Here is a 26,542-nt window from a genome sequence, read left to right as displayed (position 1 = left end):
GGCGGCGATAGTAGCCGCTACGCGAGTAGGGGTACGACGCGCCGTTTGACCGTTGTGTCCCGAACGTGGAGGCCGGCGCGCAAAATACAAGAGTCACGAAGCGTCACGATATATGACCGCGGGTTCGCGCCGGATTGGAGAGCCCGCACGCGCGTCGGTTTGCTCGATCCTTGGCCTTGTTGCGAACAAACGGTCGCATTCGGCCGGAAGCGGTGATAGAATATGCCGTGACGGGCCTCCTCGCATGGTGGGGCGGTGAACCTGGTCAGGTCGGGAACGAAGCAGCCACAATCGTTTTCCGCCAGTGCCGAGGGTCGGGCTCGTCACCTTTCCTCTCGCCCCGTTCGCCGGGCGTTTTTTATTTCTGCGTCATTCTCCGTTCTACCTGCGCATTGCCCGTCTTCCGCACCGTTTCACGTGTCGGCGCGACGCAGCGTTACTGATACAATTTCCCGATGACCTATCAAGTTCTCGCACGCAAGTGGCGTCCGAAGGATTTCGCTTCGCTCGTCGGCCAGGAGCACGTCGTCAGGGCGCTCACGCACGCGCTCGACGGCGGGCGTCTCCATCACGCCTATCTGTTTACCGGAACCCGCGGCGTCGGCAAGACGACGCTGTCGCGGATCTTCGCGAAGGCACTCAACTGCGAAACCGGCGTCACGTCGCAGCCGTGCGGTGTGTGCCGCGCGTGCCGCGAGATCGACGAAGGCCGCTTCGTCGATTACGTCGAAATGGACGCGGCGAGCAACCGCGGCGTCGACGAAATGGCCGCGCTGCTCGAGCGCGCGGTGTACGCGCCCGTCGATGCGCGCTTCAAGGTCTACATGATCGACGAAGTGCACATGCTGACGAATCACGCGTTCAACGCGATGCTGAAGACGCTCGAGGAGCCGCCGCCGCACGTCAAGTTCATCCTCGCGACGACCGATCCGCAGAAGATTCCCGTCACGGTGCTGTCGCGCTGCCTGCAGTTCAACCTGAAGCAGATGCCGGCCGGGCACATCGTGTCGCATCTCGAACGGATCCTCGGCGAAGAGCGGATCTCGTTCGAGCAGCAGGCGCTGCGCCTGCTCGCGCGCGCCGCGCAGGGCAGCATGCGCGATGCGCTGTCGCTGACCGACCAGGCGATCGCCTATTCGGCGAACGAAGTGACCGAATCGGCTGTGTCGGGCATGCTCGGCGCGCTCGACCAGACCTACATGGTGCGCCTGCTCGATGCGCTCGCGGCCGGCAACGGCCCGGAGATTCTCGCGATCGCCGACGAGATGTCGCTGCGCAGCCTGTCTTTTTCCACCGCGCTGCAGGACCTTGCGAGCCTGCTGCACCGGATCGCGTGGGCGCAGTTCGCGCCGGGCTCGGTTCTCGACGAATGGCCGGAAGCGGCCGACCTGCGCCGCTTCGCGGAGACGCTGAGCCCCGAGCAGGTTCAACTGTTCTATCAGATCGCGACGGTCGGACGCGCGGAGCTCGGCCTTGCGCCGGACGAATACGCCGGCTTCACGATGACGCTGCTGCGGATGCTCGCGTTCGAGCCGGCCGTCGGCGCCGGCAGTGCGCCGGGCGGTCAGCCGGCCGTGCCGCGTGCCGTGCCCGCGGCTGCGCCGCGTGTGGCAGCCGCCGCGGGCGCAGCACGCCCGCAAGCGGCCGCTCCGGTCGCGCCCGCTGCGCGTCCGTCGCCGGCCCGGTCTGACGAAGCGGTGACTTCGCCTGCCGTGAAGCCTGTTTCGACGCCGGCTGCGGCAGCGGCTGCTGCCGCAGCGCCGCAGCCGGAAGCAAACCCGGCACCGCAGGCAGCACCGGCGAGCGATGCGCTGCCCGCTGTCCGCAACGAACCCGAATTGCCTGCTGCCGCCACGCGCAACGACGAACCAGCGCCGGCTGCCGAACAGGCGCCGCGTGCCGCGCCGGCCGAGCCCGTCGCGCGCCCGGCGGCCCGCGGCGGTGCGGCTGCCGCACTCGACGTGCTACGCAATGCCGGCATGCGCGTGTCGTCCGACCGTTCGCGGGCGGGCGGCGCGTCGAAACCGGCGGCGGCCCAGCCGGCCCCGGAGAAACCGGCGGCATCGCGACCTGCCGTGCAGGTGCCGACGCCGCGCGCGGCGGCACGCGCGCCCCAGCCAGCCGACACGCGCCAGGCTCCGCCGCCGTGGGAAGACATTCCGCCGGACGAATACGTGCCGCTCAGCGCCGACGAGATGTTCGGCGGCGCGGCGGACGACGGCTTCGTGCCTGTGTTCGACAGCGGCCCCGATGACGTGCGCATTACGCCGAAGGCGGCGGAGGCGCGTCCGTCCGCACCGGTCGACACGCGCCCGCTGCCGCCCGCGATCGCGCTCGACCCGGTCGGCTTCGACGGCGAATGGCCGGCGCTGGCAGCACGGTTGCCGCTGAAGGGCGTCGCGTATCAGCTCGCGTTCAACAGCGAGCTGACGGCCGTCGACGCGACGACGTTGAAACTGTCCGTGCCGGTGCCGCAGTATGCGGACGCCGCCCAGGTCGCGAAACTGAAGGCCGCCCTGGCCGACGCGCTCGGCAAGCCCGTCGAGGTCGAGGTCGAGGTCGGGCCCGCGCGGCGCACCGCGGCGGCGCTGGATGCGGCCGCGCGTGCAGCACGCCAGCGCGAGGCCGAGCAGGACATCCATGGCGATCCGTTCGTCCAGCAACTCGTGCGTGACTTCGGGGCGCGTATCGTCGAAGGCTCGGTGCGGCCGCTCGCCGATTTGGCGCCGGACGGCACATCCCCGACGCTGCATTGAACGAATCGCACCGCGACAGGCACAATCACGCCCGCACATATTGACCGGCGCGCGCCGCGTGCCGGTTTTCACACGATCAAGAAGGAGTATTCCCATGTTGAAAGGCAACCTCGCCGGACTGATGAAGCAAGCGCAGCAAATGCAGGAAAACATGAAGAAGATGCAGGAGCAGCTTGCGCAGATTGAAGTCGAAGGGCAGTCGGGTGCCGGGCTCGTCAAGGTGACGATGACCTGCCGCAACGAAGTGCGCCGCGTGGCGATCGACCCGAGCCTCCTCGCGGACGACAAGGACATGCTCGAGGATCTGGTCGCGGCAGCGTTCAACGATGCCGTGCGCAAGGCCGAGGCGACGTCGCAGGAAAAGATGAGCGGCATGACGTCCGGCCTGCCGCTGCCCCCGGGCTTCAAGCTGCCGTTCTGAGCGCAGCGTCCGTTCAGTCCGATCAGTTCGTTCTGCTTTCAGCCGCCGTATGAAACAGCCGTCCGCCCTGTCCGCCCTCGTCGAAGCGTTGCGCGTATTGCCCGGCGTCGGGCCGAAATCCGCGCAGCGCATGGCGTACCACCTGATGCAGCACGATCGGGAGGGCGCGGAGCGGCTCGGCCGGTCGCTGCTGTTCGCGACCGAGCACCTGCAGCACTGCGAGAAGTGCAATACGTTCACGGAAGCGCAGATCTGCGAGGTGTGCAGCGACGAGGAGCGTGATCCGACGTTGCTGTGCGTCGTCGAGACACCGGCCGACCAGATCATGCTCGAGCAGACGATGACGTATCGCGGGCTGTATTTCGTGCTGATGGGGCGGCTGAGCCCGCTCGACGGAATCGGCCCGAAGGAAATCCATTTCGACCGCCTCGTGCGGCGCGCGTCTGACGGGATCGTCAAGGAGGTCGTGCTTGCGACCAACTTCACGAACGAGGGCGAGGCCACCGCGCACTACCTCGGCCAGACGCTGAAGGCGCGCGGGCTCGCGGTCACGCGCCTCGCGCGTGGCGTGCCGGTGGGCGGCGAGCTCGAATACGTCGACGCGGGCACGATCGCCCGCGCGATGCTCGACCGCCGCACGATGTAAGCCGGGCGCCGCCGGCCGGCGGCGCCGTTCCTCATGTCAGGGAGACACATGAGCGCCAGTCAGGGCCCCCTCGCGGGCGTCAAAGTGCTCGAATTCGGGACGCTGATCGCGGGGCCGTTCGCGTCGCGCCTCTTCGGCGAATTCGGCGCGGAAGTGATCAAGATCGAGGATCCGAACGGCGGCGACCCGCTGCGCAAGTGGCGCAAGCTGCATCCGGAGCAGGGCGGTACGTCGCTGTGGTGGTCGGTGCAGGCCCGCAACAAGAAATCGGTCACCCTCAACCTGAAATCCGATGCCGGCAAGACGATCGCGCGGCAACTCGCGCGCGAGGCCGACATCGTGATCGAAAACTTCCGCCCGGGCCTGCTCGAGAAGCTCGGGCTCGGCTACGACGTGCTGTCGGCCGACAACCCCGGTCTCGTGATGGTGCGCCTGTCCGGCTACGGGCAGACGGGCCCGTACCGCGACCGGCCGGGCTTCGGCGCGATCGCCGAATCGATGGGCGGGTTGCGCCACATCACCGGCTATCCGGACCTGCCGCCGCCGCGCATCGGCATCTCGATCGGCGACTCGATCGCCGCGCTGCATGGCGTGATCGGCGGGCTGATGGCACTTCACCACCGCAAGGTGAACGGCGGCGCGGGGCAGGTGGTCGACGTCGCGCTGTATGAAGCGGTGTTCAACATGATGGAAAGCGTGGTGCCCGAGTACGGCGTGTACGGGATGGTGCGCGAGCGCACCGGCGCGTCGCTGCCGGGCATCGTGCCGTCGAACACCTACGCGTGCCGCGACGGCAGCATCGTGATCGGCGGCAACAGCGACCCGATCTTCAAGCGGCTGATGAAGGCGATCGAACGCGACGATCTCGCCGACGATCCGGCGCTTGCACGGAACGACGGCCGCGTGCCGCGCACGCAGGAGATCGACGATGCGATCGCCGCGTGGCTCGCGCCGCGTACGATCGACGAGGCGCTTGCCGTGCTCAACGCGGCCGACGTGCCCGCCGGGCGCATCTACAGCGCCGCCGACATGTTCACCGATCCGCAGTTCGTCGCGCGGCAGATGATCCAGCGCTTCAAACTGGCCGACGGCACCGACATTCCGCTGCCGAACATCACGCCGAAGTTGTCCGGCACGCCGGGCGAAACGCGCTGGCTCGGGCCCGAACTCGGCGAGCATACGGACGAGGTGCTGCGCGGCCTCGGCTACGACGTACAGGCGATCGCCGCGCTGCGCGAGGCCGGCGCGATCTGAGTGCCCGAGGGCCGGGCGCTTCGCGTCGGGCTTCCGCGAGGGCGGCCTCTCCCGAGGAGCACGCTTTGGGGCGGGAAACGCCGGGCGGCACAACGTTGTCTCGCGCCCGCGGAACGCCGCCGTGCAATGCGGCGGCGCACCGCGCACGCGTCGTGCATGCAGGCCCGTCCGCAGCCGCCTGACTGTCGCTCTCGCGCCATCTTTCCTCGGTTACAATCGCCGGATGCGAATCCTACTCAGCAACGACGACGGCTATCTCGCCCCCGGTCTCGCCGCGCTCAGCGACGCGCTGCAGCCGCTGGCCGACCTCACGGTGATCGCGCCCGAGCAGAACTGCAGCGGCGCATCGAATTCCCTCACGCTGTCGCGGCCGCTGTCGGTGCAGTGCGCGACGAATACGGGTTTCTTCTACGTGAATGGCACGCCGACCGATTCGGTGCACGTCGCGTTGACGGGGATGGCCGACGCGAGGCCCGACCTCGTCGTGTCCGGGATCAACAACGGCCAGAACATGGGCGAAGACACGCTCTATTCAGGGACCGTTGCGGCCGCCACCGAAGGCATCATGTTCGGCGTGCCGGCCATCGCGTTTTCGCTGGCCGAGAAGGGCTGGGCGCATCTGACGGACGCGGCGCGCGTCGCCGCGGAAATCGTCGAACACTACCTCGCGCATCCGCTGCCCGGTCAGCCGCTGCTGAACGTCAATATCCCGAATCTGCCGTATGGGGAACTGAAAGGCTGGCAGGTCACGCGCCTCGGCAAGCGTCACCCGTCCCAGCCGGTGATTCGCCAGACCGACCCGCGCGGCGAGCCGGTCTACTGGATCGGTGCCGCGGGTGCTGCGCTGGACGCGAGCGAAGGCACCGATTTCCACGCCGTCGCAAACGGTTTCGTATCGATCACCCCGCTGCAGCTCGATCTCACGCATACGCAAATGCTGCCCGCAACGCGCGAATGGGTGCGCGCAGGAGGGCGGGCTTCATGAGCGGCGAGCGCGCGAAGCGGTTTCCGCTCGCGCTCGAAGATCTCAAGCGAGCGCCACGCAAATCGGAAGGCCGGGCCGGCGAACGCCATGCGGCGGGCGCGGTGCCGAAGGCCGTCGACAAGTCCGCCGCCGTGCTGAAGCCGGTGGCGGTGAAGACGGGCGTCGCCCGCCCGGTGCCCGGCACGACCGCCGCGAAGCCGGCGACCGCGCCGAAACCGACCGCGCTGAAGCCGGCGATGCCCAAGCCGGCTGCGCCGAGCGTCGCGCCGGCCGGTGCGTTCGCGCTGACGTCGGAACGTGTGCGCGAGCGCATGGTCGAACGCCTGCGCGCGAACGGCGTGACCGACGCGCGCGTGCTGGATGCGATGGCCGCGGTGCCGCGTCACATGTTCGTGGATCCGGGGCTCGCGACGCAGGCCTATGAGGATGCCGCGCTGCCGATCGGTCATCAGCAAACGATTTCAAAGCCGTCGGTCGTCGCGCGCATGATCGAGCTCGCGATGGCCGGCCGCACGCTCGAGCGCGTCCTCGAGATCGGCACCGGTTGCGGCTACCAGGCCGCGGTGCTGAGTCACGTGGCACGCGACGTGTATTCGATTGAACGCATCAAGCCGCTCTACGAGCGCGCAAAGCTGAACCTGCGGCCGCTGCGCGTGCCGAACATCCGTCTGCATTACGGCGACGGGCGTGTCGGTCTGCCGTCCGCGGGCCCGTTCGACGCGATCGTGATCGCGGCGGCGGGGCTCGACGTGCCACGGGCGCTGCTCGAGCAACTCGCGATCGGCGGGCGGCTCGTCGCGCCGGTCGGCGCGCAGAGCGGGCGGCCTCAGGTGCTCACGCTTGTCGAGCGCGTCGCGCACGCGCAATGGCGGGAGTCACGGCTTGATCGCGTTTTCTTTGTCCCTTTAAAATCCGGAGTGATTTGAAACCGATGAGTATGTTGCGCGCGATGCAAAACAACCGAACCAGGGAACCGCTCACGTTCGCCCAGCGCGCGATCTGTGTGGCTGCGTTCTCCACGCTACTGGCCGCCTGTGCGACGCGGCTCGACAACGCGCCCGTCGTCGACCGCTCCGGAACGCTCGGCACGACTACCGCCGCCCAGCCGGCGGTGCCGCTCGGCCCGCCGCCGCCAGGCTTCTACCGTGTGAAACCGGGCGATACGCTGTACCGGATCGCGCTCGAAAACGGACAGAACTATCGCGACATTGCCGCGTGGAACAACCTGGCGAACCCGAACCAGATCGAAGTCGACCAACTGCTGCGCGTCACGCCGCCGGGCGGTGCCGCGGTTGCAGGCTCGCCGGCTGCCGCGCCGATCGCAGGCGCCGCCGTCGCGACCGCACCGCTCAGCAGCGGTCCCGCGACGCCGGCCGCAGGCTCGTCGTCCGCGGTCACGCCGCCGGCTGCCGCCGCATCGAGCGATACGGCCGCGGCGCCGAGCGGCCCCGTGACGTTCGCATGGCCCGTGCGCGGCCCGGTGCTGAACGGTTTCGACGACGCGAAGAACAAGGGCGTCAATATCGGCGGCACGTCCGGCGAGGCCGTGAAGGCGGCGGCCGACGGCCGCGTCGTCTACTCGGGCAACGGCCTGCGTGGCTACGGCAATCTCATTATCATCAAACACGATGCAACTTACCTCACGGCGTATGCACACAATCGCGCTTTGATGGTAAAAGAGGGGGACGCGGTAACGAAGGGGCAAAAGATCGCCGAGATGGGTAACAGCGATGCCGACCGCGTGATGCTGCATTTCGAGGTTCGCCGGCAGGGTAAACCTGTCGATCCGCTGAAGTATTTGCCGCCTCAATAACCGAGACGACCATGCCGAAATCGAAGCGCCACGAGCCGCAAGCCGAATCTGAGAAGATCAGTCGTGCCACGCAAGCATCGGTGGAGCGAGCTGGCGCTTCGACGGACGACGAAGACGACGTCGCGGAAAACGAACGTGATCTCGAGGCACGCGACGCCGAAGCGGACGGCGACGACGAGCGCGAAGGCCGTGCGGAAGCCGCGCCCGACGTCGACGATTTCCGCGCATTGCTGCAGGCCGAACTCACGGCCGACACGATCCAGCATTACCTGAATCGCATCAGCGTGAAGCCACTCCTGACCGTCGAGGAGGAGCAGCGCTATTCGCGTCTCGCGAAGGCCGGCGAATTCGAGGCGCGGCAGGTGATGATCGAGCGCAACCTGCGTCTCGTCGTCAGCATCGCGAAGGGTTACCTGAACCGCGGCGTGCCGTTGCTCGACCTGATCGAGGAAGGCAACCTCGGTCTGATGCACGCGATCGAGAAATTCGACCCGACGCGCGGCTTTCGTTTCTCGACCTACGCGACGTGGTGGATCCGCCAGAGCATCGAACGGGCGATCATGAACCAGGCGCGCACCGTGCGCCTGCCCGTGCACGTGATCCGCGAACTGAACCAGGTGCTGCGCGCGAAGCGCCACCTCGAAAAGAACTCGATGTCGACGGGCGAGGCGGCCGAGCGCCGCGAAGCCAGCATCGACGACATCGCCTATCTCACCGGCAAGACCGCCGAGGAAGTCACCGACATCCTCGCGCTCAACGAGCACACCGCGTCGCTCGACGCGCCGCTCGATCTCGATCCCGCGAGCAGCCTGCTCGACCTGCTGCCCGACGACCAGAGCCAGTCGCCCGACGCCGAGGTGCAGCACCGCGAACTCGAGACGCTCACGCGCGCGTGGCTGTCGCGGTTGTCCGACAAGCATCGGCACGTGATCGAGCGCCGCTTCGGCCTGAACCACATCGAACCGGCCACGCTCGAGGAGCTGGCCGACGAGATGGGGCTCACGCGCGAGCGGGTGCGGCAGATCCAGCAGGAAGCGCTGGTGCGCCTCAAGCGGTTCTTTGCCTCCAACGGCGTGCGCAAGGACGCCGTTCTGTAACTGATGACTCCGATTCTCGTTTTTGACATCGAGACCATTCCCGATGTCGACGGCATTCGCCGTCTGGAAGACCTGCCCGCGACGCTCGACGATGCCGCGGTGGCCGAACATGCGTTCGCCGCGCGCCGCGAAAAGACCGGCAGCGATTTCCTGCCGCATCACCTGCAGCGCATCGCGGCGATTTCCTGCGTGTTCCGCGACAACAATGGTTTTCGCGTGCGCTCGCTGGGCACGCCCCAGGACAACGAGGCGACGCTCGTCCAGTCGTTCTATCGCGTGATCGAGAAATACACGCCGCAGCTCGTGTCGTGGAACGGCGGCGGCTTCGATCTGCCGGTGCTCCATTACCGTGCGCTCGTGCATGGGATCCCCGCGACGCGTTACTGGGATCTGGGCGAGGACGACCGCGAATTCAAGTGGAACAACTACATCTCGCGCTATCACTCGCGACACACCGATCTGATGGACGTGCTCGCGATGTATCAGGCGCGCGCGAATGCGCCGCTCGACGCGCTCGCGAAGCTGTGCGGCTTTCCGGGCAAGCTCGGGATGGACGGCAGCCAGGTGTGGCCTGCGTTCCAGGACGGACGGATCGAGGAAATCCGCAACTATTGCGAAACCGACGTCGTCAATACTTACCTGCTGTATTGCCGGTTCCAGCTGATGCGCGGCGGCCTGACGCCGAGCGAGTATGCTGACGAGATCCTGCTCGTGAAGAACGCGCTGGCACAGGAGCCCGCGTCACATTGGGCCGAATACCTGGCCGGTTTCGACGTGTAACGCGGGAGGCTCGCGCCGCGGCAGCGATCAATCGAGTTCGAGCACGATCGGCTGGTGATCCGACGCGCGCACGTCGCCGTCGATCTCGCAGAGCGTGACGCGTGGCAGCAGCGTATCGGTCACGAACACGAAATCGCATGCGAGCGGCCCTTCCGACCATTGCGCCGTGTCGTAGACGCCGGCAGTCGGCGGTGGCGTGCAGCCCGGGTGGCGGGCAATCCACGCATCGACGAACGGCGGCGCGTCGGCGATCGGCGCCAGCATGCGCCGGTACGCATCGCTGCCGAACGCGCTGTTGAAATCGCCGCAGACGATCGCGTCGCGCGGCTGGTCGGTCGCGCTGAACGGCCCCGTCGCATTTTCCGCCGGCGCGGGCCGGTCCGCGTGGGCGCAGGCCTCTCGGTGCCGATCGTGCAACGCATCGACCTGCGCGAGTCGCTGGCGCGCCGAATAGTATTCGAGGTGCGTCGTGACGACCCGCAGCGGGCCCGGTGGCGTCACCAGCTCGACGTCGAGCGCGACACGCGGCATCGATGGCGCGCCCGCGTCGGCCGGCCACGGCAGCAGGTGGCGCAGCACGCGCCGGACGGGCAGCCGGGTCGCGATCGCATTGCCGAACTGGCGACGCGGCGCGCCGGGTTCCAGCGCCGGCAGGTCGGCGCCGAACGCGTCGACGATCGTATAACCGGGCAGCAACGCCGCCAGTTCGGCGAACTGGTCGGGGCCCGGCCGGCCGGGCAGTGCGCCGAAGCCGCGCGTCACTTCCTGCAGGCACAACACGTCGAAGTCGCCAAGCCGGCGGGCGGCGGCGATGGTGCGGGGAAGGTCGACGACGCCGTCCGCGTCCCGACCCCATTGAACGTTCCAGTCGATCAGTCGCATGGTCGAGTCTCCTGCGAGCAGAACTTATGCCGTCCGTGGCCTGGCGAGACGCCGCGCATGCGGGCCGGCGGCAGACCGTGCCTGTATGACGCGGTGTGGTAGGCGCATCCATATCGACGCTTGCGCCACGAAAGCGGGCGATGCGGGCTTTCGTCGTCTACAATCTCGCCTTCTTCAACGTTTTGTCAGGAAAAGCTGGTGTCCGAAGCCGTCCCCACTTCTGCGCGCAAATCGAAAAATGCGCCCGTCGCGCCCGGGCCTGCCCCGGTTCTCGAGATCGAATCGCTCGACATGGAAGCGCGCGGTGTCGGCCGCACGACGACCGAGGACGGCTCGCCGGGCAAGGTCATCTTCGTCGAGGGCGCGCTGCCCGGAGAGCGCGTGACCTATTCGAGCTATCGTCGCAAGCCGAGCTACGAGCAGGCGACCGTCGTCGATATTCTGCGCCCAAGCGTGCTGCGCACGCAGCCGAAGTGCAAATTCTTCGGCACCTGCGGCGGCTGCTCGATGCAGCACCTCGACATGCGTGCGCAGGTGGCGATCAAGCAGCGCGTGCTCGAGGACAACCTGTGGCACCTGTCGAAGCTGCGCGCCGAGACGATGTTCGCGCCGATCCACGGCCCGTCGTGGGGTTACCGCTACCGTGCGCGCCTGACCGTGCGCAACGTCGCGAAGAAGGGCGGCGTGCTCGTCGGATTCCATGAAAAGAAGAGCAGCTATGTCGCCGACATGACGAGCTGCGAAGTGCTGCCGCCGCACGTGTCGGCGATGCTCGTGCCGCTGCGTCGGCTGGTGGAGGGGCTGTCGATCCGTGACCGGATGCCGCAGATCGAGCTCGCGGTCGGTTCGCAAGTCACGGCGCTGGTGCTGCGCGTGCTGGAGCCGATCAATGCGGATGACGAAGCGCTGCTGCGCGCGTTCGCGGACGAGCACAAGGTGCAATTCTGGCTTCAGCCGAAGGGCCCGGACACGGTCGCGCCGTTCTATCCGCTGGACGTGCCGCTCGACTACACGCTGCCGGAGTTCGGCATCCGCATGCCGTTCAAGCCGACCGACTTCACGCAGGTCAACCATCAGATCAACCGCGTGCTGGTGGGCCGCGCGCTGCGCCTGCTCGCGCCGTCGCGCGACGATCGCGTGCTCGACCTGTTCTGCGGGATCGGCAACTTCACGCTGCCGCTCGCGCGGCTGTCCCGCGAGGTGATGGGCATCGAAGGCAGCGAGACGCTGACGACGCGCGCGCTGGCGAATGCGCGCGAGAACGGTGTCGACGGCCACACGACGTTCGCGTGCCGGAACCTGTTCGAGGTGACGGGCGACGACCTTCGTGCGCTCGGCGCGTTCGACAAGTTCCTGATCGACCCGCCGCGCGAAGGCGCGCTCGCGGTGTCGAAGGCGCTGGCCGAAATCGCGCAAAGCGGCGACGGCCCGCTGCCGAAGCGCATCGTCTACGTGTCGTGCAACCCGTCGACGCTCGCGCGCGATGCGGGCCTGCTCGTGCACGAGGCCGGCTATCGGCTGAAGGGTGCCGGGGTCGTTAACATGTTCCCGAATACGTCGCACGTCGAATCGATCGCGCTGTTCGAGCGCGACTGAGCGGACGGGCGGTGGACGTAAAAAAACCGGCCCACGAGGCCGGTTTTTTTCGGTGTCTAGCGACCGTCAGTTGCGATTGCCGCCGAAGATGCCGAGCAGCGCGAGCAGGTTCGTGAACACGTTGTACAGATCGAGGTAGATCGCAAGCGTCGCCGAGATGTAGTTCGTCTCGCCGCCGTTCACGACGCGCTGGACGTCGAACAGCATGTAGGCCGAGAAGATCGCGATCGCGAGCACCGACACGGTGAGCATCAGCGCCGGCAGTTGCAGGAAGATGTTCGCGACCGAGGCAAGCAGGATCACGATCACGCCCATGAACAGCCACTTGCCGAGCCCCGAGAAGTCGCGCTTGCTGACCGTGGCGATCGTCGCCATCGCGGCGAAGATGATGCCGGTGCCCCCGAACGCGAGCATGATCAGCGACGGGCCGTTCGAGAAGCCGAGGATGAAGCTGAGCAGGCGCGACAGCATCAGGCCCATGAAGAACGTGAAGCCGAGCAGCACGAACACGCCGGCCGCGCTGTTTTTCGTCCGCTCGATCGCGAACATGAAGCCGAACGCGATCGCGAAGAACGCCAGCAGGCTCATCATCGGGCTGGTGGCCGCGAACAGCGAGAAGCCCGTCGCGACGCCGACCCATGCCCCCAGCACCGTCGGCACCATCGACAGCGCGAGCAGCCAGTACGTGTTCCGCAGCACGCGATTGCGAACCTCCGCGGTGCTGACGGAGCCGCCGCGGCCGAAATTGTACGGATAGTCGTTCATGGTTTCTCCTAACATTGAACGCGTGGGCGTCCCGGGCCGGTTCGGCGCACGCGGTGTGCGGCGCAGCAAACCGGAGCAGCTATGGCTAAGATACGTTCCGCACCGCTTGGTTTCAATGGAAGGGCGGCGCAAAAACATATGGATTCTGAACCTTTCACTCGTGTAAGGGTTCAATCGCAATGATACACGGGATCGTGCTACAATAGCGGATTCATTTGAACCTGTAACTTCTTAATTTCTTGGAGTTTTTATGGCAATCGAGCGCACCCTGTCGATCATCAAGCCGGATGCGGTGGCAAAGAACGTGATCGGCCAGATCTACAGCCGTTTCGAAGGCGCCGGCCTGAAGATCGTCGCATCGCGCATGGCACACCTGTCGCGTGCTGACGCAGAGAAGTTCTACGCAGTTCACGCAGCACGTCCGTTCTTCAAGGACCTCGTCGATTTCATGATCTCGGGCCCGGTGATGATCCAGGTTCTGGAAGGTGAAGGCGCGATCCTGAAGAACCGCGACCTGATGGGCGCGACGGATCCGAAGAAGGCGGAAAAGGGCACGATCCGCGCCGACTTCGCCGACAGCATCGACGCGAACGCCGTGCACGGCTCGGACGCAGCGGAAACGGCTGCGGTCGAAATCGCGTTCTTCTTCCCGGAAATGAACGTTTACTCGCGCTAAGCCCTGGCTGGCAGCAAGTAGGCAGGATTCAGCGCACGCGGCAAGGCAGCACATCATGACGAGCGAAACTTCCGTCAATCTTCTCGACTTCGATGCCGAGGGTCTTGTCGCGTACTGCGGCAGCCTCGGCGAGAAGCCGTTCCGCGCCAAGCAGTTGCAGCGCTGGATCCATCAGTACAACGCTGGCGATTTCGACGGCATGACCGACCTCGCGAAGTCCCTGAGAGAAAAGCTCAAGGGCCGCGCGTCGATCGTGATGCCCGATATCGTCAGCGATCACGTTTCCACCGACGGCACGCGCAAGTGGCTGATCGACGTCGGAAACGGCAATGCGGTCGAAACCGTTTTCATCCCGGAAGAGACGCGCGGCACGTTGTGCGTGTCGTCGCAAGCCGGGTGTGCGGTCAACTGCCGCTTCTGCTCGACGGGCAAGCAGGGCTTCTCCCGCAACCTGTCGACAGCCGAAATCATCGGCCAGCTCCGGATGGCCGAATTTGCACTGCGTGCGTCGCTCGGTCGCGCGCCCGGTCCGAACGGCAAGGCCGAACGGGTCGTCACCAACGTGGTGATGATGGGCATGGGCGAGCCGCTGCTGAATTACAGCGCGGTCGTGCCCGCGATGCGGCTCATGCTCGACGACAACGCCTACGGCCTGTCGCGCCGCCGCGTCACATTGTCGACGTCCGGCGTGGTGCCGATGATGGACCGCCTCGGCGCCGAACTGCCTGTCGCGCTCGCCGTTTCGCTCCACGCACCGAACGACGCGCTGCGCGACGAACTGGTGCCGCTCAACAAGAAGCATCCGCTTCGCGAGCTGATGGCCGCGTGCCAGCGTTATCTGAAAGTTGCGCCGCGCGACTTCATTACTTTCGAATACTGCATGCTCGACGGCGTCAACGACACCGAAGCGCATGCGCGCGAACTGCTGGCCGTCACGCGCGACGTGCCCTGCAAGTTCAATCTGATCCCGTTCAATCCGTTTCCGGAGTCGGGCCTCATCCGCTCGAAGCCGGAGCAGATCAAACGTTTCGCACAGGTCCTCATCGACGCGGGTGTCGTCACGACCGTGCGCAAGACGCGCGGCGACGACATTGACGCCGCGTGCGGCCAGCTGGCCGGCGCCGTGAAGGACCGCACGCGCCTGGCGGAGCGAACGGGCGCAGCAGCAAAAATCATCGAAGTTCGGGCGGTTTGACGGGGATGCCCGAACCTTTTGGCGGTACAACACGCGAATAGCGATCGGACGCGGCGCCTCGGCGCCGCGCATGATATGGACGGTTGCGGGAGCCGGCGGCGCCCGCCAGTGAAGAAGAATCGACGCGAGGACAAGGATGAGTGAGCCGCAGCCGACAAACGGCGCAGAGATGAATGCCGCGAAGCCGGCGCAGGCAGGGCTTGAAACGCTGGCGGCCGTCGGCAGCCGGCTGGCGGAGCTCCGGGAAGCGAAGGGCTGGACGGTCGACGACGTGTCGGCGCGGCTCAAGGTCGCCCCGCAGAAACTGCGTGCGCTCGAGGCAGGCGACATCAGCCATTTGCCCGGCGTGACGTTCGCGCTCGGCGTCGTGCGCAGCTACGCGAAAATGCTCGGTGTCGATCCCGAGCCGTTTGCACAGGCATTGCGCCGCGAGCGCGGCGTGCCCGAAGTCGATCTGTCGATGCCCGCGTCGTCGGGGACGGATCTGCCGCGCGGCCGCGTATCGATTCCGCTCGGCGGCTCGTCGCGCCATCATCCGTGGCTGTGGGGGACGGCGATCGTTGTCGTCGCGGTGATCGCGGTACTCATGTGGCACACTGGCGGCGATACGTCGAGCTGGCTCGCGCGCTTCAAGAGTGGCGGCGACGCCGAACATGCGTCGGCGGCGAGCGCGTCGGCGGCGTCTTCCGCCGAAGAGGCGGTCGCCGGCGGTGCGTCGACGGCAGTCGGCAACGACGTCCCGGCGCAGGTTGCAGCATCCGCCGCGGCACCGCAGGCTGTTGCGTCGGCTGCTCCGGCTGCTCCGGTTGCTTCGGCTCCGGCCCCGACGGCCGTCGTGCCTGCGTCGCAACCGATCGTCGCGTCGGCAGCGGCGAGCAGCGCGGCCGTGTCGGCGCAGCCCGCGAGCGTCGTGGTGGCGGCAGGCCAGTCGATGGTCGAACTGAAGGTCAAGCAGGATTGCTGGTTCAGCGTGCGCGACAAGAACGGCAAGGAGCTGTTCTCGGCGCTTGTGCGGGCCGGCGAGACGAAGCAGGTCGCCGGCGACGGGCCGTTCAAGGTCACGATCGGCAACAAGGCAGGTCTTGATACGGTCGCGTTCGACGGAAAACCCGTCGATCCGGCGAAATATTCGGCAGCGCGGGGTAACGTGGCGCGGTTCACGCTGCCCTGACGTCAAGCGCCGTGACGCAGGCCTGTCCTGGACAGGCCGCGAGGGCACGGCGCTTTTTCAATTCATGCGCCGCCTCGCGGCGCATTCCGCGTAAATGGATCTATCGATGCAATCCGAAGCTCAATCCCCACGCAGCAGTCAGATTTGTTCAACCGAGCCGGTGTTCGGCGGGCATCAGCCGCGTCGCGTGTCGCATGCGGTGGATGTTCGTTGGGGCGGGCAGCTCGTGACGATCGGCGGCGATGCGCCGGTGCGCGTGCAGTCGATGACGAATACCGACACGGCCGACGCGATCGGCACGGCGATCCAGATCAAGGAACTCGCGAATGCGGGCTCGGAACTGGTGCGCATCACGGTCAATACGCCGGAGGCCGCGGCCGCCGTGCCGGCGATCCGCGAGCAGCTCGACCGGATGGGTGTGACCGTCCCGCTCGTCGGAGATTTCCACTACAACGGGCACCTGCTGCTGCGCGACTATCCGGGCTGCGCGGAGTCGCTGTCGAAGTACCGGATCAACCCGGGTAACGTCGGCCAGGGCGCGAAGCGCGACACGCAGTTCGCACAGATGATCGAAGCCGCGGCGAAGTACGACAAGCCGGTGCGGATCGGCGTGAACTGGGGCAGTCTCGACCAGGACCTGCTCGCGCGCATGATGGACGAGAACGGTGCGCGTGCGCAGCCGTGGGATGCGCAGAGCGTGATGTACGAAGCGCTGATCCAGTCGGCGATCGGCTCGGCCGAGCGCGCGGTCGAACTGGGTCTCGGTCGTGATCGCATCGTGCTGTCGTGCAAGGTCAGCGGCGTGCAGGACCTGATCGCCGTGTACCGCGAGCTCGGCCGGCGCTGCGGGTTCGCGCTGCACCTCGGTCTGACCGAGGCGGGCATGGGCTCGAAGGGCATCGTCGCTTCGACGGCCGCGCTCGGCGTGCTGCTGCAGGAAGGGATCGGCGACACGATCCGCATTTCGCTGACGCCGGAGCCGGGCGCGTCGCGCACGGGCGAAGTGATCGTCGGCCAGGAAATCCTGCAGACGATGGGCCTGCGCTCGTTCGCGCCGATGGTGATCGCGTGCCCGGGCTGCGGCCGCACGACGAGCACGCTGTTCCAGGAACTCGCGATGCAGATCCAGACCTATCTGCGTGAGCAGATGCCGGTCTGGCGCAAGGAATATCCGGGCGTCGAGAAGATGAACGTCGCGGTGATGGGCTGCATCGTCAACGGCCCGGGCGAGTCGAAGCACGCGAACATCGGCATCAGCCTGCCGGGTTCGGGCGAAAACCCGGCCGCGCCCGTCTTCATCGATGGCGAGAAGGTCAGGACGCTGCGCGGTGAGCGGATCGCCGAGGAATTCCAGCAGATCGTCAGCGACTACGTCGCACGCAATTACGGCCGCACCGAGGCCCTGAACTAAATTCGTCCACACACACGAACGATGACTGAACAGAAACGCAAGATCGAGAAGCTCACCGGCGTCAAGGGCATGAACGACATCCTCCCGCAGGATGCCGGCCTCTGGGAGTTCTTCGAAGCTACCGTGAAATCGCTGCTGCGCGCGTACGGCTACCAGAACATCCGCACGCCGATCGTCGAACATACGCAGCTCTTCACGCGCGGCATCGGCGAAGTCACGGACATCGTCGAGAAGGAGATGTACAGCTTCACCGACGCGCTGAACGGCGAGAACCTGACGATGCGCCCGGAGAACACCGCGGCCGTCGTGCGCGCGTCGATCGAGCACAACATGCTGTACGACGGCCCGAAGCGCCTGTGGTACATCGGCCCGATGTTTCGTCACGAGCGTCCGCAGCGCGGCCGCTATCGTCAGTTCCACCAGGTCGGCGTCGAGGCACTCGGCTTCGCTGGCCCGGACGCGGATGCCGAAATCATCATGATGTGTCAGCGCCTGTGGGACGACCTCGGCCTGACCGGTATCAAGCTCGAGATCAACTCGCTCGGCCTCGCCGAAGAGCGTGCCGCACACCGCGTCGAACTGATCAAATATCTCGAGCAGTTCGCCGATGTCCTGGACGAGGACGCAAAGCGTCGCCTGTATACGAACCCGCTGCGCGTGCTCGACACGAAGAACCCCGCGCTGCAGGAAATCGCGCAGAACGCGCCGAAGCTGATCGACTTCCTCGGTGACGAGTCGCGTGCCCATTTCGAAGGGCTGCAGCGCCTGCTGCTCGCGAACAACATCCCGTTCAAGATCAACCCGCGTCTCGTGCGCGGCCTCGACTACTACAACCTGACCGTGTTCGAGTGGGTGACCGACAAGCTCGGCGCGCAGGGCACGGTCGCGGCCGGCGGCCGCTACGATCCGCTGATCGAGCAGCTCGGCGGCAAGCCGACCGCCGCATGCGGCTGGGCGATGGGCATCGAGCGCATTCTCGAGCTGCTGAAGGAAGAGGATCTCGCGCCCGAGCAGGAAGGTGTCGACGTGTACGTGGTGCACCAGGGCGAGACGGCGCGCGAACAGGCGTTCATCGCGGCCGAGCGTCTGCGCGATACGGGCCTCGACGTGATTTTCCACTGCAGCGCTGACGGCGGCCCGGCAAGCTTCAAGTCGCAGATGAAGCGGGCCGATGCGAGCGGTGCGGCGTTCGCGGTGATCTTCGGCGAAGAAGAGGTCGCGAACGGCACGGTCGGCGTGAAAGCGTTGCGCGGTGCGGGCGAGGATGGGGAAAAGAACGTTCAGCAGACCGTACCGGTCGAAAGCTTGACCGAATTCCTAATCAATGCGATGGTTGCATCCGCCGAAGACGGCGACGACTGATCGCGCTGGCATTCGCTCGACAAGAAAAGCCTGAAAAGGAAGGAATCGCTCGCCGATGAGTTATCACGACGAACAAGAATCGATTGAAAGTCTCAAGGCGTGGTGGGCCCGCTGGGGCAACCTCACCACGTGGATCGTGCTCGCGGCGCTGGTCGTCGCGGCCGGTTTCAACGGCTGGAATTACTGGCAGCGCCGTCAGGCCGCCGAGGCTTCCGGGTTGTACGAGCAGGTGCAGAAGGCTGCCGCCGGGAATGACAAGGCGACGATGGCCCGCGCGGCGGCCGACATGGAAGACAAGTTCGGCAGCACGCCGTATGCGCAGATGAGCGCACTGTTGGCAGCGAAGACGCTGTACGCAGCCGGCGATGCCGCCGGCGCGAAGGCGCAGCTGCAATGGGCCGTCGATCACGCCAAGGACGACGAGTACAAGCAGATCGCGAAGCTGCGTCTCGCATCGCTGCTGCTCGACGAGAAGGCGTACGATGCGGGCCTCGCGCTGCTTTCCGGCACGCCGGTCGATGCATTCAAGGGTCTCGTGGCCGATCGCCGCGGCGATCTGCTTGCGGCCCAAGGCAAGACCGCCGATGCGCGCGCCGCATACAAGCTTGCGCTCGACGGTCTGTCGCAGGACGACCAGTCCGCGCGTCAGCTCGTGCAGTTCAAGCTCGACGCGCTCGGCGGCTGATCCCGGCCCTCTCAACCTCTTAACTCTGCTTCGCTAACCGATGAATTTGCTGAAACGTTACGCTGTGCCCGTAGCCTGCGCGGCGGCTGTCCTGGCATTGGCGGCCTGCTCGTCGTCGAAGGACGCGCGCCGCGTGCCGACGCCGCTCACCGAGTTCAAGCCCGTCATGGACGTGCAACAGGTCTGGAAGGCGAGCGTCGGCAAGGGCGGGCGCTACCTGTTCTCGCCGGTGGCCGTTGGCGACGCCGTCTACGCGGCGGGCGAGAACGGTTCGGTCGAGAAGATCGACGCGAAGACGGGCCAGACGCTGTGGCGCGCGAAGGTCGGCTCGGATCTGTCGGCCGGGGTCGGCAGCGACGGCAACCTGACCGCAGTCGGCGCGTTGAAGGGCGGCGTGTTCGTGCTGGGCCCCGACGGCAAGCAACTGTGGAAGACGAGCGTGCAGGGCGAGATCTTCTCGCCGCCGCTGGTCGGCAACGGTCTCGTGATCGTGCGCACGATCGACGGCCAGGTGATCGCGTTCAACGCGCAGACGGGCGAACAGAAGTGGAACTACCGCAACCGCGCGGTGCCGCTGAACCTGCGCGTGTCGTCCGGCATGACGTTCGCGGGTGATGCGGCCGTGCTGGCGGGCTTCCCCGGCGGTGGTCTTGTCGCGATCAACCTGCAGACGGGTGAGCCGTTCTGGCAGACGCCCGTGTCGTTCCCGAAAGGCGTGACCGAAGTGGAGCGTATCAACGACGTCAGCGGTCCGCCGACGCTCGTGGGTGCCGAAACGTGCGCGGTCACGTTCCAGGGCCAGCTCGGCTGCTTCGACGCGAACTCGGGCCGTCCGCTGTGGGAAAAGGCGTTCTCGAGCCGCAGCGGTCTGGCGCAGGACGATTCTGTCGTCGCCGGCGGTGACGACTGGTCGGTGGTGACGGCGTACGACGCGGCGAGCGGCAATCAGCTCTGGCGTAACGACAAGCTGAAGAGCCGCGACGTCGGCGTGCCATACCTGCTCGGCCATGCGGTCGTGATGGGCGACTACAAGGGCTTCGTGCACTTCCTGTCGCGCGAGGACGGCAGCTTCATCGCCCGGATGAAAACCGACGGCAGCGCGATTACCGCGGCGCCGGTCCTGGCCGGCAATACGCTCGTCGTGCAGACGAAGGACGGCGGCCTGTACGGGTTCCGTCCGCGCTGACGCGCACGCAACGAGCGCAATCGCGGCGCGGCGGGCTCGTCCCGCGCGAGCGATTGCGCGACATGAAGGCGGCCGGTGTCCCCGGCCGCTCGATATTTGAAAGGCAGTTCGAAACGAAAGACGACGGCGCGCAACGCGCGCCCGGCGCGCGCATCCGGCGCGGCGCGAATTCGTGATATTTTCATTCAGCGCAGCCGCCCGCAGCAGCGGGCCTCCCGCTGCTGCGCATCACCGTAGAAAACACAGATGAAACCGGTCATTGCCCTCGTTGGGCGCCCCAATGTGGGGAAATCCACGCTGTTCAACCGGCTCACGCGCTCGCGCGATGCGCTGGTTGCCGACTTGCCCGGCCTGACGCGCGATCGCCATTACGGCGAAGGGCGCGTCGGCGAGCGGCCGTATCTGGTCGTCGATACCGGCGGCTTCGAGCCCGTCGCGAAGGACGGCATTTTGCACGAGATGGCACGCCAGACGCGGCAGGCCGTCGAGGAAGCCGACGTCGTCGTGTTCATCGTCGACGGCCGTAACGGCCTCGCGCCGCAGGACAAGTCGATCGCCGACTACCTGCGCAAGACCGGCCGGCCGATCTTCCTGGTCGTCAACAAGGCCGAGGGGATGAAGTACACGGCGGTTGCGACGGACTTCTACGAGCTCGGGCTCGGCGATCCGCGCGCGATCTCGGCCGCGCACGGCGACGGCGTGACCGACATGATCAACGAAGCGCTGGAAGTCGCATACGCGGGCCAGCCCGAGGAAGCGGACGAGGACGATCCGTCGCGCGGCATCAAGATCGCGATCGTCGGCCGGCCGAACGTCGGCAAGTCGACGCTCGTGAACGCGCTGATCGGCGAGGACCGCGTGATCGCGTTCGACATGCCGGGCACGACGCGCGATTCGATCTACGTCGACTTCGAGCGCAACGGCAAGAAATATACGCTGATCGACACCGCGGGCTTGCGACGTCGCGGCAAGGTGTTCGAGGCGATCGAGAAATTCTCGGTCGTGAAGACGCTGCAGTCGATCTCCGACGCGAACGTCGTCATTCTTCTGCTGGATGCGCAGCAGGACATTTCCGACCAGGACGCGCACATCGCCGGCTTCGTCGTCGAACAGGGCCGCGCGCTCGTGATCGGCGTCAACAAGTGGGACGGCCTCGACGACCATGCACGCGATCGTGCGAAAGCGGATTTGACCCGCAAGCTGAAATTCCTCGACTTCGCGAAATCGCACTACATTTCGGCCGCGAAGAAGACGGGCATCGGCGCGCTGATGCGCTCGGTCGACGACGCGTACGCGGCGGCGATGGCGAAACTGCCGACGCCGAAGCTCACGCGCGCGCTGATCGAGGCGGTCGAGTTCCAGCAGCCGCGTCGTCGCGGTCCGGTGCGTCCGAAGCTGCGCTACGCGCACCAGGGCGGCCAGAATCCGCCGCTGATCGTCATCCACGGCAACGCGCTCGATGCGGTCACGGAAACCTACAAGCGTTACCTCGAAAACCGATTCCGCGAAACTTTCTCACTGACCGGGACTCCATTGCGCATAGAGTTCCGTTCGTCGAACAACCCGTACGCGGACAAGGGCTGAAGCAGGTCCTGCAAGGGGTAGGCCGCATGGCCTACGCCCGGGCGGGGCATGCAAAATCGGCTATAGTGTAGCGATTGGCGCCGGATCTCTTTTTCTTCGTCGCCAATCCAGATCAACCTGCAAAAAAAGATGGAGTACGCCATGAGCAACAAAGGGCAATTGTTACAAGACCCGTTTTTGAACGCACTGCGCAAAGAGCACGTTCCCGTTTCGATCTATCTCGTCAACGGCATCAAGCTGCAAGGGAACATTGAATCGTTCGACCAGTACGTCGTGTTGCTCCGTAATACGGTGACCCAGATGGTCTACAAGCACGCCATCTCGACGGTCGTGCCGGCGCGCCCGGTGAATTTCCACCCGGACGCGGAAGCCTCGTCCTAACCCATCGCAGCGGCCGGCGTCCGGTCGCCGCGAGCGACCGATGCCAGCCGCCTTATCTTGACACCCGATAATTTGATCAACGCAGCGCTCGTCGGCATCGACTTCGGCAAGACCGATTTCGAAGCCAGTCTCGAAGAACTCAGTCTTCTCGCCTCCAGTGCGGGGGCCCGTCCCGCCGTCACCCTCACGGGTCGTCGCGCCAGTCCCGATGCCAAGATGTTCATCGGCAGCGGCAAAGCCGAAGAATTGCGGCTTGCCTGCGACGCGCACAACGTCGAAATCGTCATCTTCAACCACGCACTGGCACCGGCCCAGCAACGCAATCTGGAGCAGGCGCTTAACAGGCGGGTGGTCGATCGCACGAGCCTCATTCTCGATATCTTCGCGCAGCGTGCCCGCAGCCACGAAGGCAAGCTGCAGGTCGAGCTCGCGCAGTTGCAATACCTGTCGACCCGCCTGATTCGCGCGTGGACTCACCTGGAGCGGCAAAAGGGCGGTATCGGCCTGCGCGGCCCCGGTGAAACCCAGCTCGAAACCGACCGCCGGCTGATCGGCGAGCGCATCAAGATGCTGAAGTCGCGGCTCGACCGGCTGCGCCGGCAGCACAGCACGCAGCGTCGCCAGCGCGCGCGCAGCGGCACGATGTCGGTGTCGCTCGTCGGCTATACGAACGCGGGCAAGTCGACGCTGTTCAATGCGCTGACGAAAGCGCAGGCCTATGCGGCCGACCAGCTGTTCGCCACACTCGATACGACGTCGCGGCGCGTGTACCTCGGCGACGAGGCAGGCCAGATCGTGGTGTCCGATACGGTGGGGTTCATTCGCGAACTGCCTCACCAGCTGGTTGCCGCATTTCGCGCGACCCTTGAGGAAACGATCCACGCGGATCTGCTGCTGCACGTCGTCGACGCGTCGAGCGCGGTGCGGCTCGAACAGATCGAGCAGGTGAACGGCGTGCTGCACGAGATCGGTGCGGACACGATCCGGCAGGTGCTGGTGTTCAACAAGATCGACGCCGTGCCCGAGCTGGCGGCCCGAGGCGACGCGGTCGAGCGGGACGAGTATGGTAATATTTCGCGCGTCTTTTTGAGCGCACGCACCGGTCAGGGTCTTGATGCGTTGCGTGCCGCCATCGCCGAGATCGCCTCCGCGGAACACCTTTCCGGCGCGACGTTACCCAACGGCGCGCTCGACGGCGCACCCGCTGAACCGCACGAAGACCACACGATTTCCGAACACGGGCGCTAACCGGTCCCGGCCGGTTCGCTGGCGTCTAATCTGGTGAACAAACTCTGGTGAACGAATACAACGAGCGGAGTACCTGGCGGCGGATGCGCGCCTTGCTGTCAATCAACGATCCCCGCTGGGGACGCGGCGAAGGCAAGGGCAACGACGGATCCCGTCCGCGTGCGAACGAATCGAAGCGTCCGCCCGGTGGCGACGGTGACGGTCCGCCCGATCTCGACGAGATGTGGCGCAACTTCAACCGGCGTCTGAGCGGCCTGTTCGGCGGCAAGGGCGGCAACGGCTTCCGGCCCGACAATGGCCGGGCCGCGCGCGTCGGCGTCGGCATCGTGATCGGCGTGCTGGTCGCGGTCTACGCAGGCAGCGGGCTGTTCGTCGTGCAGGAGGGCCAGACGGGCGTCGTGCTGCAGTTCGGCAAGCTGTCCGGCACGGTTGGCCAGGGCGTGCACTGGCGCGCACCGTATCCGTTCGCGTCGCACGAGATCGTCGACACATCGCAGGTCCGTTCGATCGAGATCGGCCGCAACAACGTCGTGCGTCTCGCGAACGTGAAGGAAGCGGCGATGCTGACGCGCGACGCCGACATCGTCGACGTGCGTTTCATCGTCCAGTACCGCATTCGTTCGGCAACCGACTACCTGTTCCGCAGCGTCGACCCGGAGCGCAGTGTGTCGCAGGCCGCCCAGGCCGCGGTGCGTGCGATCGTCGGCACGCGCAGCGCGGCCGACATGCTGAACCAGGATCGCGACGCGCTGCGCGAGCAATTGTCCGCCGCGATCCAGCGCGATCTCGATCGCTACCAGTCGGGCCTCGAGATCACGGCCGTCACGATGCAGAACGTCGCGGCACCCGAGCAGACACAGGCCGCATACGCCGAAGTCGCGAAGGCGCGCGAAGACCGCGAGGCGGCGAAGCGTGCGGCGCAGGCCTATGCGAACGACCTGCTGCCGAAGGCGCAGGGCGATGCCGCTAAACTCGCCGATGAAGCGAAGGCGTATGCCGATCGCGTGGTCACGCAAGCAGAAGGCGACGCCGACCGGTTCAAGCAGGTCTATGCACAGTATTCGAAAGCGCCCGCGGTGATCCGTGAGCGGATGTACCTGGAGACGATGCAGGAAATCTATTCGAACGCGACGAAAGTGTTTGTCGGCAACAAGGGTGGCAACAGCGTCGTGTATCTGCCGCTCGACAAGCTCGTCGAGCAGGGGCGACAAAACGTCGCGAATGCCACGAATGCCACGACGCCGGCCGGTGCATCCGAGCCCGCCGCGGCGTCGGCCCCGGCTGCCGCTGCATCGAGCGCACCCGCGAGCGCGGCTTCGTCCGCGGCGGCGCCCGCACCGGGCAGCGACGTGCTGCGGTCGCGCGAAGCGTTCCGCAGCCGCTCGCGTGAAGACGATACGAAGTAACGGAGAGCGCAGAACATGAACCGAATCATTGCGCTCGTCGTCGCAATCGTGATCGCCGCCTTCGCGGCGTCGTCGACCGTCCTGACCGTCGACCCGCGCCACACTGCCGTGTTGTCGGGCCGCGACGGCGCGCAACCCGAACTCGCGGGTCCCGGCATTCATTTCAAGTTGCCGCCGCCGCTGCAGACGGCGACGCTGATCGACACGCGCCTGCAATCGCTCGAGTCGTCGGATCCGTTGCAACTGGCGACCGAAGACAAGCACGATCTGCTTGTCGCGTATGCGGTCAAGTACCGGATCAGCGATCCGATGAAGTATTTCACGGCGACGGGCGGCGACCCGGCGGCTGCCACCGAGCGTCTGGCCGGCGCGCTGAAGAGCGCACTCGGCGACGCGTTCGGCAAGCGCGCGCTCGACGACGCGCTCGGCGGCCAGCGCGACATTGCCAATGCGGTGCGCGAGGCGGTGCGCGCGAAGGCATCGGTCTTGGGCGTCGACGTGGTCGACGTGCAGTTGACGCGTGTCGACTTGCCGGCTGCGCAGACGGATGCCGTCTATCAGCGGATGATTGCCGCGCTGCGCGACCAGGCCGCACAGGTGCGTGCGGATAGCGCCGCCGATGTCGAGCAGATCAAGGCCGACGCGGAACGCGAACAGCAGGCGGTGCTCGCGAATGCGTACAAGTCCGCGCAGATGGTCAAGGGCGAGGGCGACGCGAAGGCCGCGTCGATCGCCGCCGAAGCGTTTGGCCGTGATCCGCAGTTCTATCAGTTTTATGCGAGCCTGCAGGCTTACCGGAATACCTTCAAGCGCAACGACATCATCGTCGTCGACCCCGACAGCGAGTTTTTCCGCTTCATGCGCAGCTCGACGGGCGGTGCCGCACCGGCGGCACCCGCTCCCCGCAAACACTGACCTTGGGGCGCCGCATCGAGCGGCGCCGTCGCTCGCATGGATCTGGCTGGCTCGTTGTTGCTCGCGGTAGCACTGATGCTGATTATCGAGGGGGCGTTCCCCTTCGTGTTTCCCGTCGCCTGGCGCGACACGTTTCGTAGAATAGCGGAGCGGCCGCCGCATCATATCCGGATCGGCGGGCTCATCGTGATGGCGCTCGGGCTCGTCCTGTTGCTGCTCGCCACCTGATCCGGACGGCGCACCCGCCGTTCGTTCCGCCCGATTTCCGATTTCCGATTCATCTCGCGGCGCGCGTGTCGCGCCCTGTTTCCTGTCGTAGGACCGTAC

At 66.3% G+C, this 26,542-nt stretch carries 25 protein-coding genes and 1 other RNA gene; 24 read left to right on the top strand and 2 right to left on the bottom strand.

What is annotated here, in order from left to right:
* Positions 1-229 precede the first annotated feature (229 nt).
* The 10 genes from ffs (at position 230) to BTE28158_RS25450 (ending at position 9,752) form a co-directional block, all read left to right on the top strand.
* An RNA gene (gene ffs / locus BTE28158_RS25495) (signal recognition particle sRNA small type) lies at positions 230-328 on the top strand.
* 127 nt (positions 329-455) lie between these two features.
* Positions 456-2,756: a DNA polymerase III subunit gamma/tau gene (gene dnaX, locus BTE28158_RS25490; RefSeq protein ID WP_174920153.1), complete on the top strand. Its 2,301-nt coding sequence runs from the start codon at positions 456-458 to the stop codon at positions 2,754-2,756.
* 94 nt (positions 2,757-2,850) lie between these two features.
* Positions 2,851-3,177, top strand: a complete 327-nt coding sequence (locus tag BTE28158_RS25485) for a YbaB/EbfC family nucleoid-associated protein (RefSeq protein WP_006755698.1) — start codon at positions 2,851-2,853, stop codon at positions 3,175-3,177.
* Between the two features lie 49 nt (positions 3,178-3,226).
* Positions 3,227-3,823 carry a recombination mediator RecR gene (gene recR / locus BTE28158_RS25480; protein WP_014896897.1) on the top strand — a complete coding sequence of 199 codons (597 nt, stop codon included), beginning with the start codon at positions 3,227-3,229 and terminating at the stop codon, positions 3,821-3,823.
* A gap of 48 nt (positions 3,824-3,871) precedes the next feature.
* Entirely contained in the window at positions 3,872-5,077 is a 1,206-nt protein-coding gene (locus BTE28158_RS25475; RefSeq protein ID WP_151052314.1) for a CaiB/BaiF CoA transferase family protein, read from the top strand.
* 223 nt (positions 5,078-5,300) lie between these two features.
* Positions 5,301-6,062: a 5'/3'-nucleotidase SurE gene (gene surE / locus BTE28158_RS25470; protein WP_151052316.1), complete on the top strand. Its 762-nt coding sequence runs from the start codon at positions 5,301-5,303 to the stop codon at positions 6,060-6,062.
* Entirely contained in the window at positions 6,059-6,988 is a 930-nt protein-coding gene (locus BTE28158_RS25465) for a protein-L-isoaspartate(D-aspartate) O-methyltransferase (protein WP_151052318.1), read from the top strand. Before surE ends, BTE28158_RS25465 begins: the two co-directional genes overlap by 4 nt.
* Positions 6,989-6,993: 5 nt before the next feature.
* The gene (locus tag BTE28158_RS25460; protein ID WP_174920151.1) at positions 6,994-7,875 is read left to right on the top strand and encodes a peptidoglycan DD-metalloendopeptidase family protein; all 882 of its coding nucleotides are present in this window, start codon (positions 6,994-6,996) and stop codon (positions 7,873-7,875) included.
* An 11-nt stretch (positions 7,876-7,886) separates the two neighbouring features.
* On the top strand, positions 7,887-8,972 hold the full coding sequence (gene rpoS, locus BTE28158_RS25455) for an RNA polymerase sigma factor RpoS (RefSeq protein WP_059604367.1): 1,086 nt from the start codon (positions 7,887-7,889) through the stop codon (positions 8,970-8,972).
* 3 nt (positions 8,973-8,975) lie between these two features.
* Complete coding sequence (locus BTE28158_RS25450) at positions 8,976-9,752, top strand: 3'-5' exonuclease (RefSeq protein ID WP_151049901.1); 777 nt, start codon at positions 8,976-8,978, stop codon at positions 9,750-9,752.
* A gap of 27 nt (positions 9,753-9,779) precedes the next feature.
* On the opposite strand, the gene BTE28158_RS25445 is transcribed toward BTE28158_RS25450, so the two are convergent.
* On the bottom strand, positions 9,780-10,634 hold the full coding sequence (locus BTE28158_RS25445) for an endonuclease/exonuclease/phosphatase family protein (protein WP_151049899.1): 855 nt from the start codon (positions 10,632-10,634) through the stop codon (positions 9,780-9,782).
* 198 nt (positions 10,635-10,832) lie between these two features.
* Between BTE28158_RS25445 and rlmD the strand changes: the two genes are divergently transcribed.
* A complete protein-coding gene (rlmD, locus tag BTE28158_RS25440) occupies positions 10,833-12,230 on the top strand; it encodes a 23S rRNA (uracil(1939)-C(5))-methyltransferase RlmD (protein ID WP_151049897.1) in 1,398 nt (465 codons plus the stop codon).
* Between the two features lie 66 nt (positions 12,231-12,296).
* Here rlmD and BTE28158_RS25435 read toward each other — a convergent pair whose 3' ends face one another.
* Positions 12,297-12,995: a Bax inhibitor-1/YccA family protein gene (locus BTE28158_RS25435; RefSeq protein ID WP_006761414.1), complete on the bottom strand. Its 699-nt coding sequence runs from the start codon at positions 12,993-12,995 to the stop codon at positions 12,297-12,299.
* Positions 12,996-13,245: 250 nt separating this feature from the next.
* Here BTE28158_RS25435 and ndk point away from each other — a divergent pair, with 250 nt between their 5' ends.
* The 13 genes from ndk to BTE28158_RS25370 all read left to right on the top strand — a co-directional run bounded on the left by ndk (position 13,246) and on the right by BTE28158_RS25370 (position 26,443).
* Positions 13,246-13,671, top strand: a complete 426-nt coding sequence (ndk, locus tag BTE28158_RS25430) for a nucleoside-diphosphate kinase (protein WP_006478674.1) — start codon at positions 13,246-13,248, stop codon at positions 13,669-13,671.
* A 55-nt stretch (positions 13,672-13,726) separates the two neighbouring features.
* The gene (gene rlmN / locus BTE28158_RS25425; protein WP_014896906.1) at positions 13,727-14,866 is read left to right on the top strand and encodes a dual-specificity RNA methyltransferase RlmN; all 1,140 of its coding nucleotides are present in this window, start codon (positions 13,727-13,729) and stop codon (positions 14,864-14,866) included.
* 136 nt (positions 14,867-15,002) lie between these two features.
* Complete coding sequence (locus BTE28158_RS25420) at positions 15,003-16,037, top strand: helix-turn-helix domain-containing protein (protein ID WP_151049895.1); 1,035 nt, start codon at positions 15,003-15,005, stop codon at positions 16,035-16,037.
* Between the two features lie 106 nt (positions 16,038-16,143).
* Complete coding sequence (gene ispG, locus BTE28158_RS25415) at positions 16,144-17,448, top strand: flavodoxin-dependent (E)-4-hydroxy-3-methylbut-2-enyl-diphosphate synthase (RefSeq protein WP_059604437.1); 1,305 nt, start codon at positions 16,144-16,146, stop codon at positions 17,446-17,448.
* 21 nt (positions 17,449-17,469) lie between these two features.
* The gene (gene hisS, locus BTE28158_RS25410; protein ID WP_044848982.1) at positions 17,470-18,810 is read left to right on the top strand and encodes a histidine--tRNA ligase; all 1,341 of its coding nucleotides are present in this window, start codon (positions 17,470-17,472) and stop codon (positions 18,808-18,810) included.
* 55 nt (positions 18,811-18,865) lie between these two features.
* Entirely contained in the window at positions 18,866-19,495 is a 630-nt protein-coding gene (locus tag BTE28158_RS25405; protein WP_124622651.1) for a tetratricopeptide repeat protein, read from the top strand.
* A 40-nt stretch (positions 19,496-19,535) separates the two neighbouring features.
* Positions 19,536-20,681 (top strand): outer membrane protein assembly factor BamB, encoded by a 1,146-nt coding sequence (gene bamB / locus BTE28158_RS25400; protein ID WP_151049893.1) that lies wholly within the window; start codon positions 19,536-19,538, stop codon positions 20,679-20,681.
* Between the two features lie 246 nt (positions 20,682-20,927).
* Entirely contained in the window at positions 20,928-22,265 is a 1,338-nt protein-coding gene (gene der / locus BTE28158_RS25395) for a ribosome biogenesis GTPase Der (RefSeq protein ID WP_014896912.1), read from the top strand.
* A 141-nt stretch (positions 22,266-22,406) separates the two neighbouring features.
* On the top strand, positions 22,407-22,646 hold the full coding sequence (gene hfq / locus BTE28158_RS25390; protein WP_006399927.1) for an RNA chaperone Hfq: 240 nt from the start codon (positions 22,407-22,409) through the stop codon (positions 22,644-22,646).
* Between the two features lie 72 nt (positions 22,647-22,718).
* On the top strand, positions 22,719-23,894 hold the full coding sequence (hflX, locus tag BTE28158_RS25385) for a GTPase HflX (protein ID WP_174908897.1): 1,176 nt from the start codon (positions 22,719-22,721) through the stop codon (positions 23,892-23,894).
* 47 nt (positions 23,895-23,941) lie between these two features.
* Positions 23,942-25,300 carry an FtsH protease activity modulator HflK gene (gene hflK, locus BTE28158_RS25380; protein WP_151049891.1) on the top strand — a complete coding sequence of 453 codons (1,359 nt, stop codon included), beginning with the start codon at positions 23,942-23,944 and terminating at the stop codon, positions 25,298-25,300.
* 15 nt (positions 25,301-25,315) lie between these two features.
* Positions 25,316-26,215, top strand: coding sequence for a protease modulator HflC (gene hflC / locus BTE28158_RS25375; protein ID WP_124903549.1), 900 nt, complete (start codon positions 25,316-25,318; stop codon positions 26,213-26,215).
* A gap of 36 nt (positions 26,216-26,251) precedes the next feature.
* Positions 26,252-26,443, top strand: a complete 192-nt coding sequence (locus BTE28158_RS25370; RefSeq protein WP_009687995.1) for a DUF2065 domain-containing protein — start codon at positions 26,252-26,254, stop codon at positions 26,441-26,443.
* Positions 26,444-26,542: the final 99 nt, after the last annotated feature.

This window comes from Burkholderia diffusa, assembly GCF_902499115.1.
GTDB classification, from domain to species: domain Bacteria; phylum Pseudomonadota; class Gammaproteobacteria; order Burkholderiales; family Burkholderiaceae; genus Burkholderia; species Burkholderia diffusa.
This window is presented reverse-complemented; position numbering and strand designations above follow the sequence as displayed.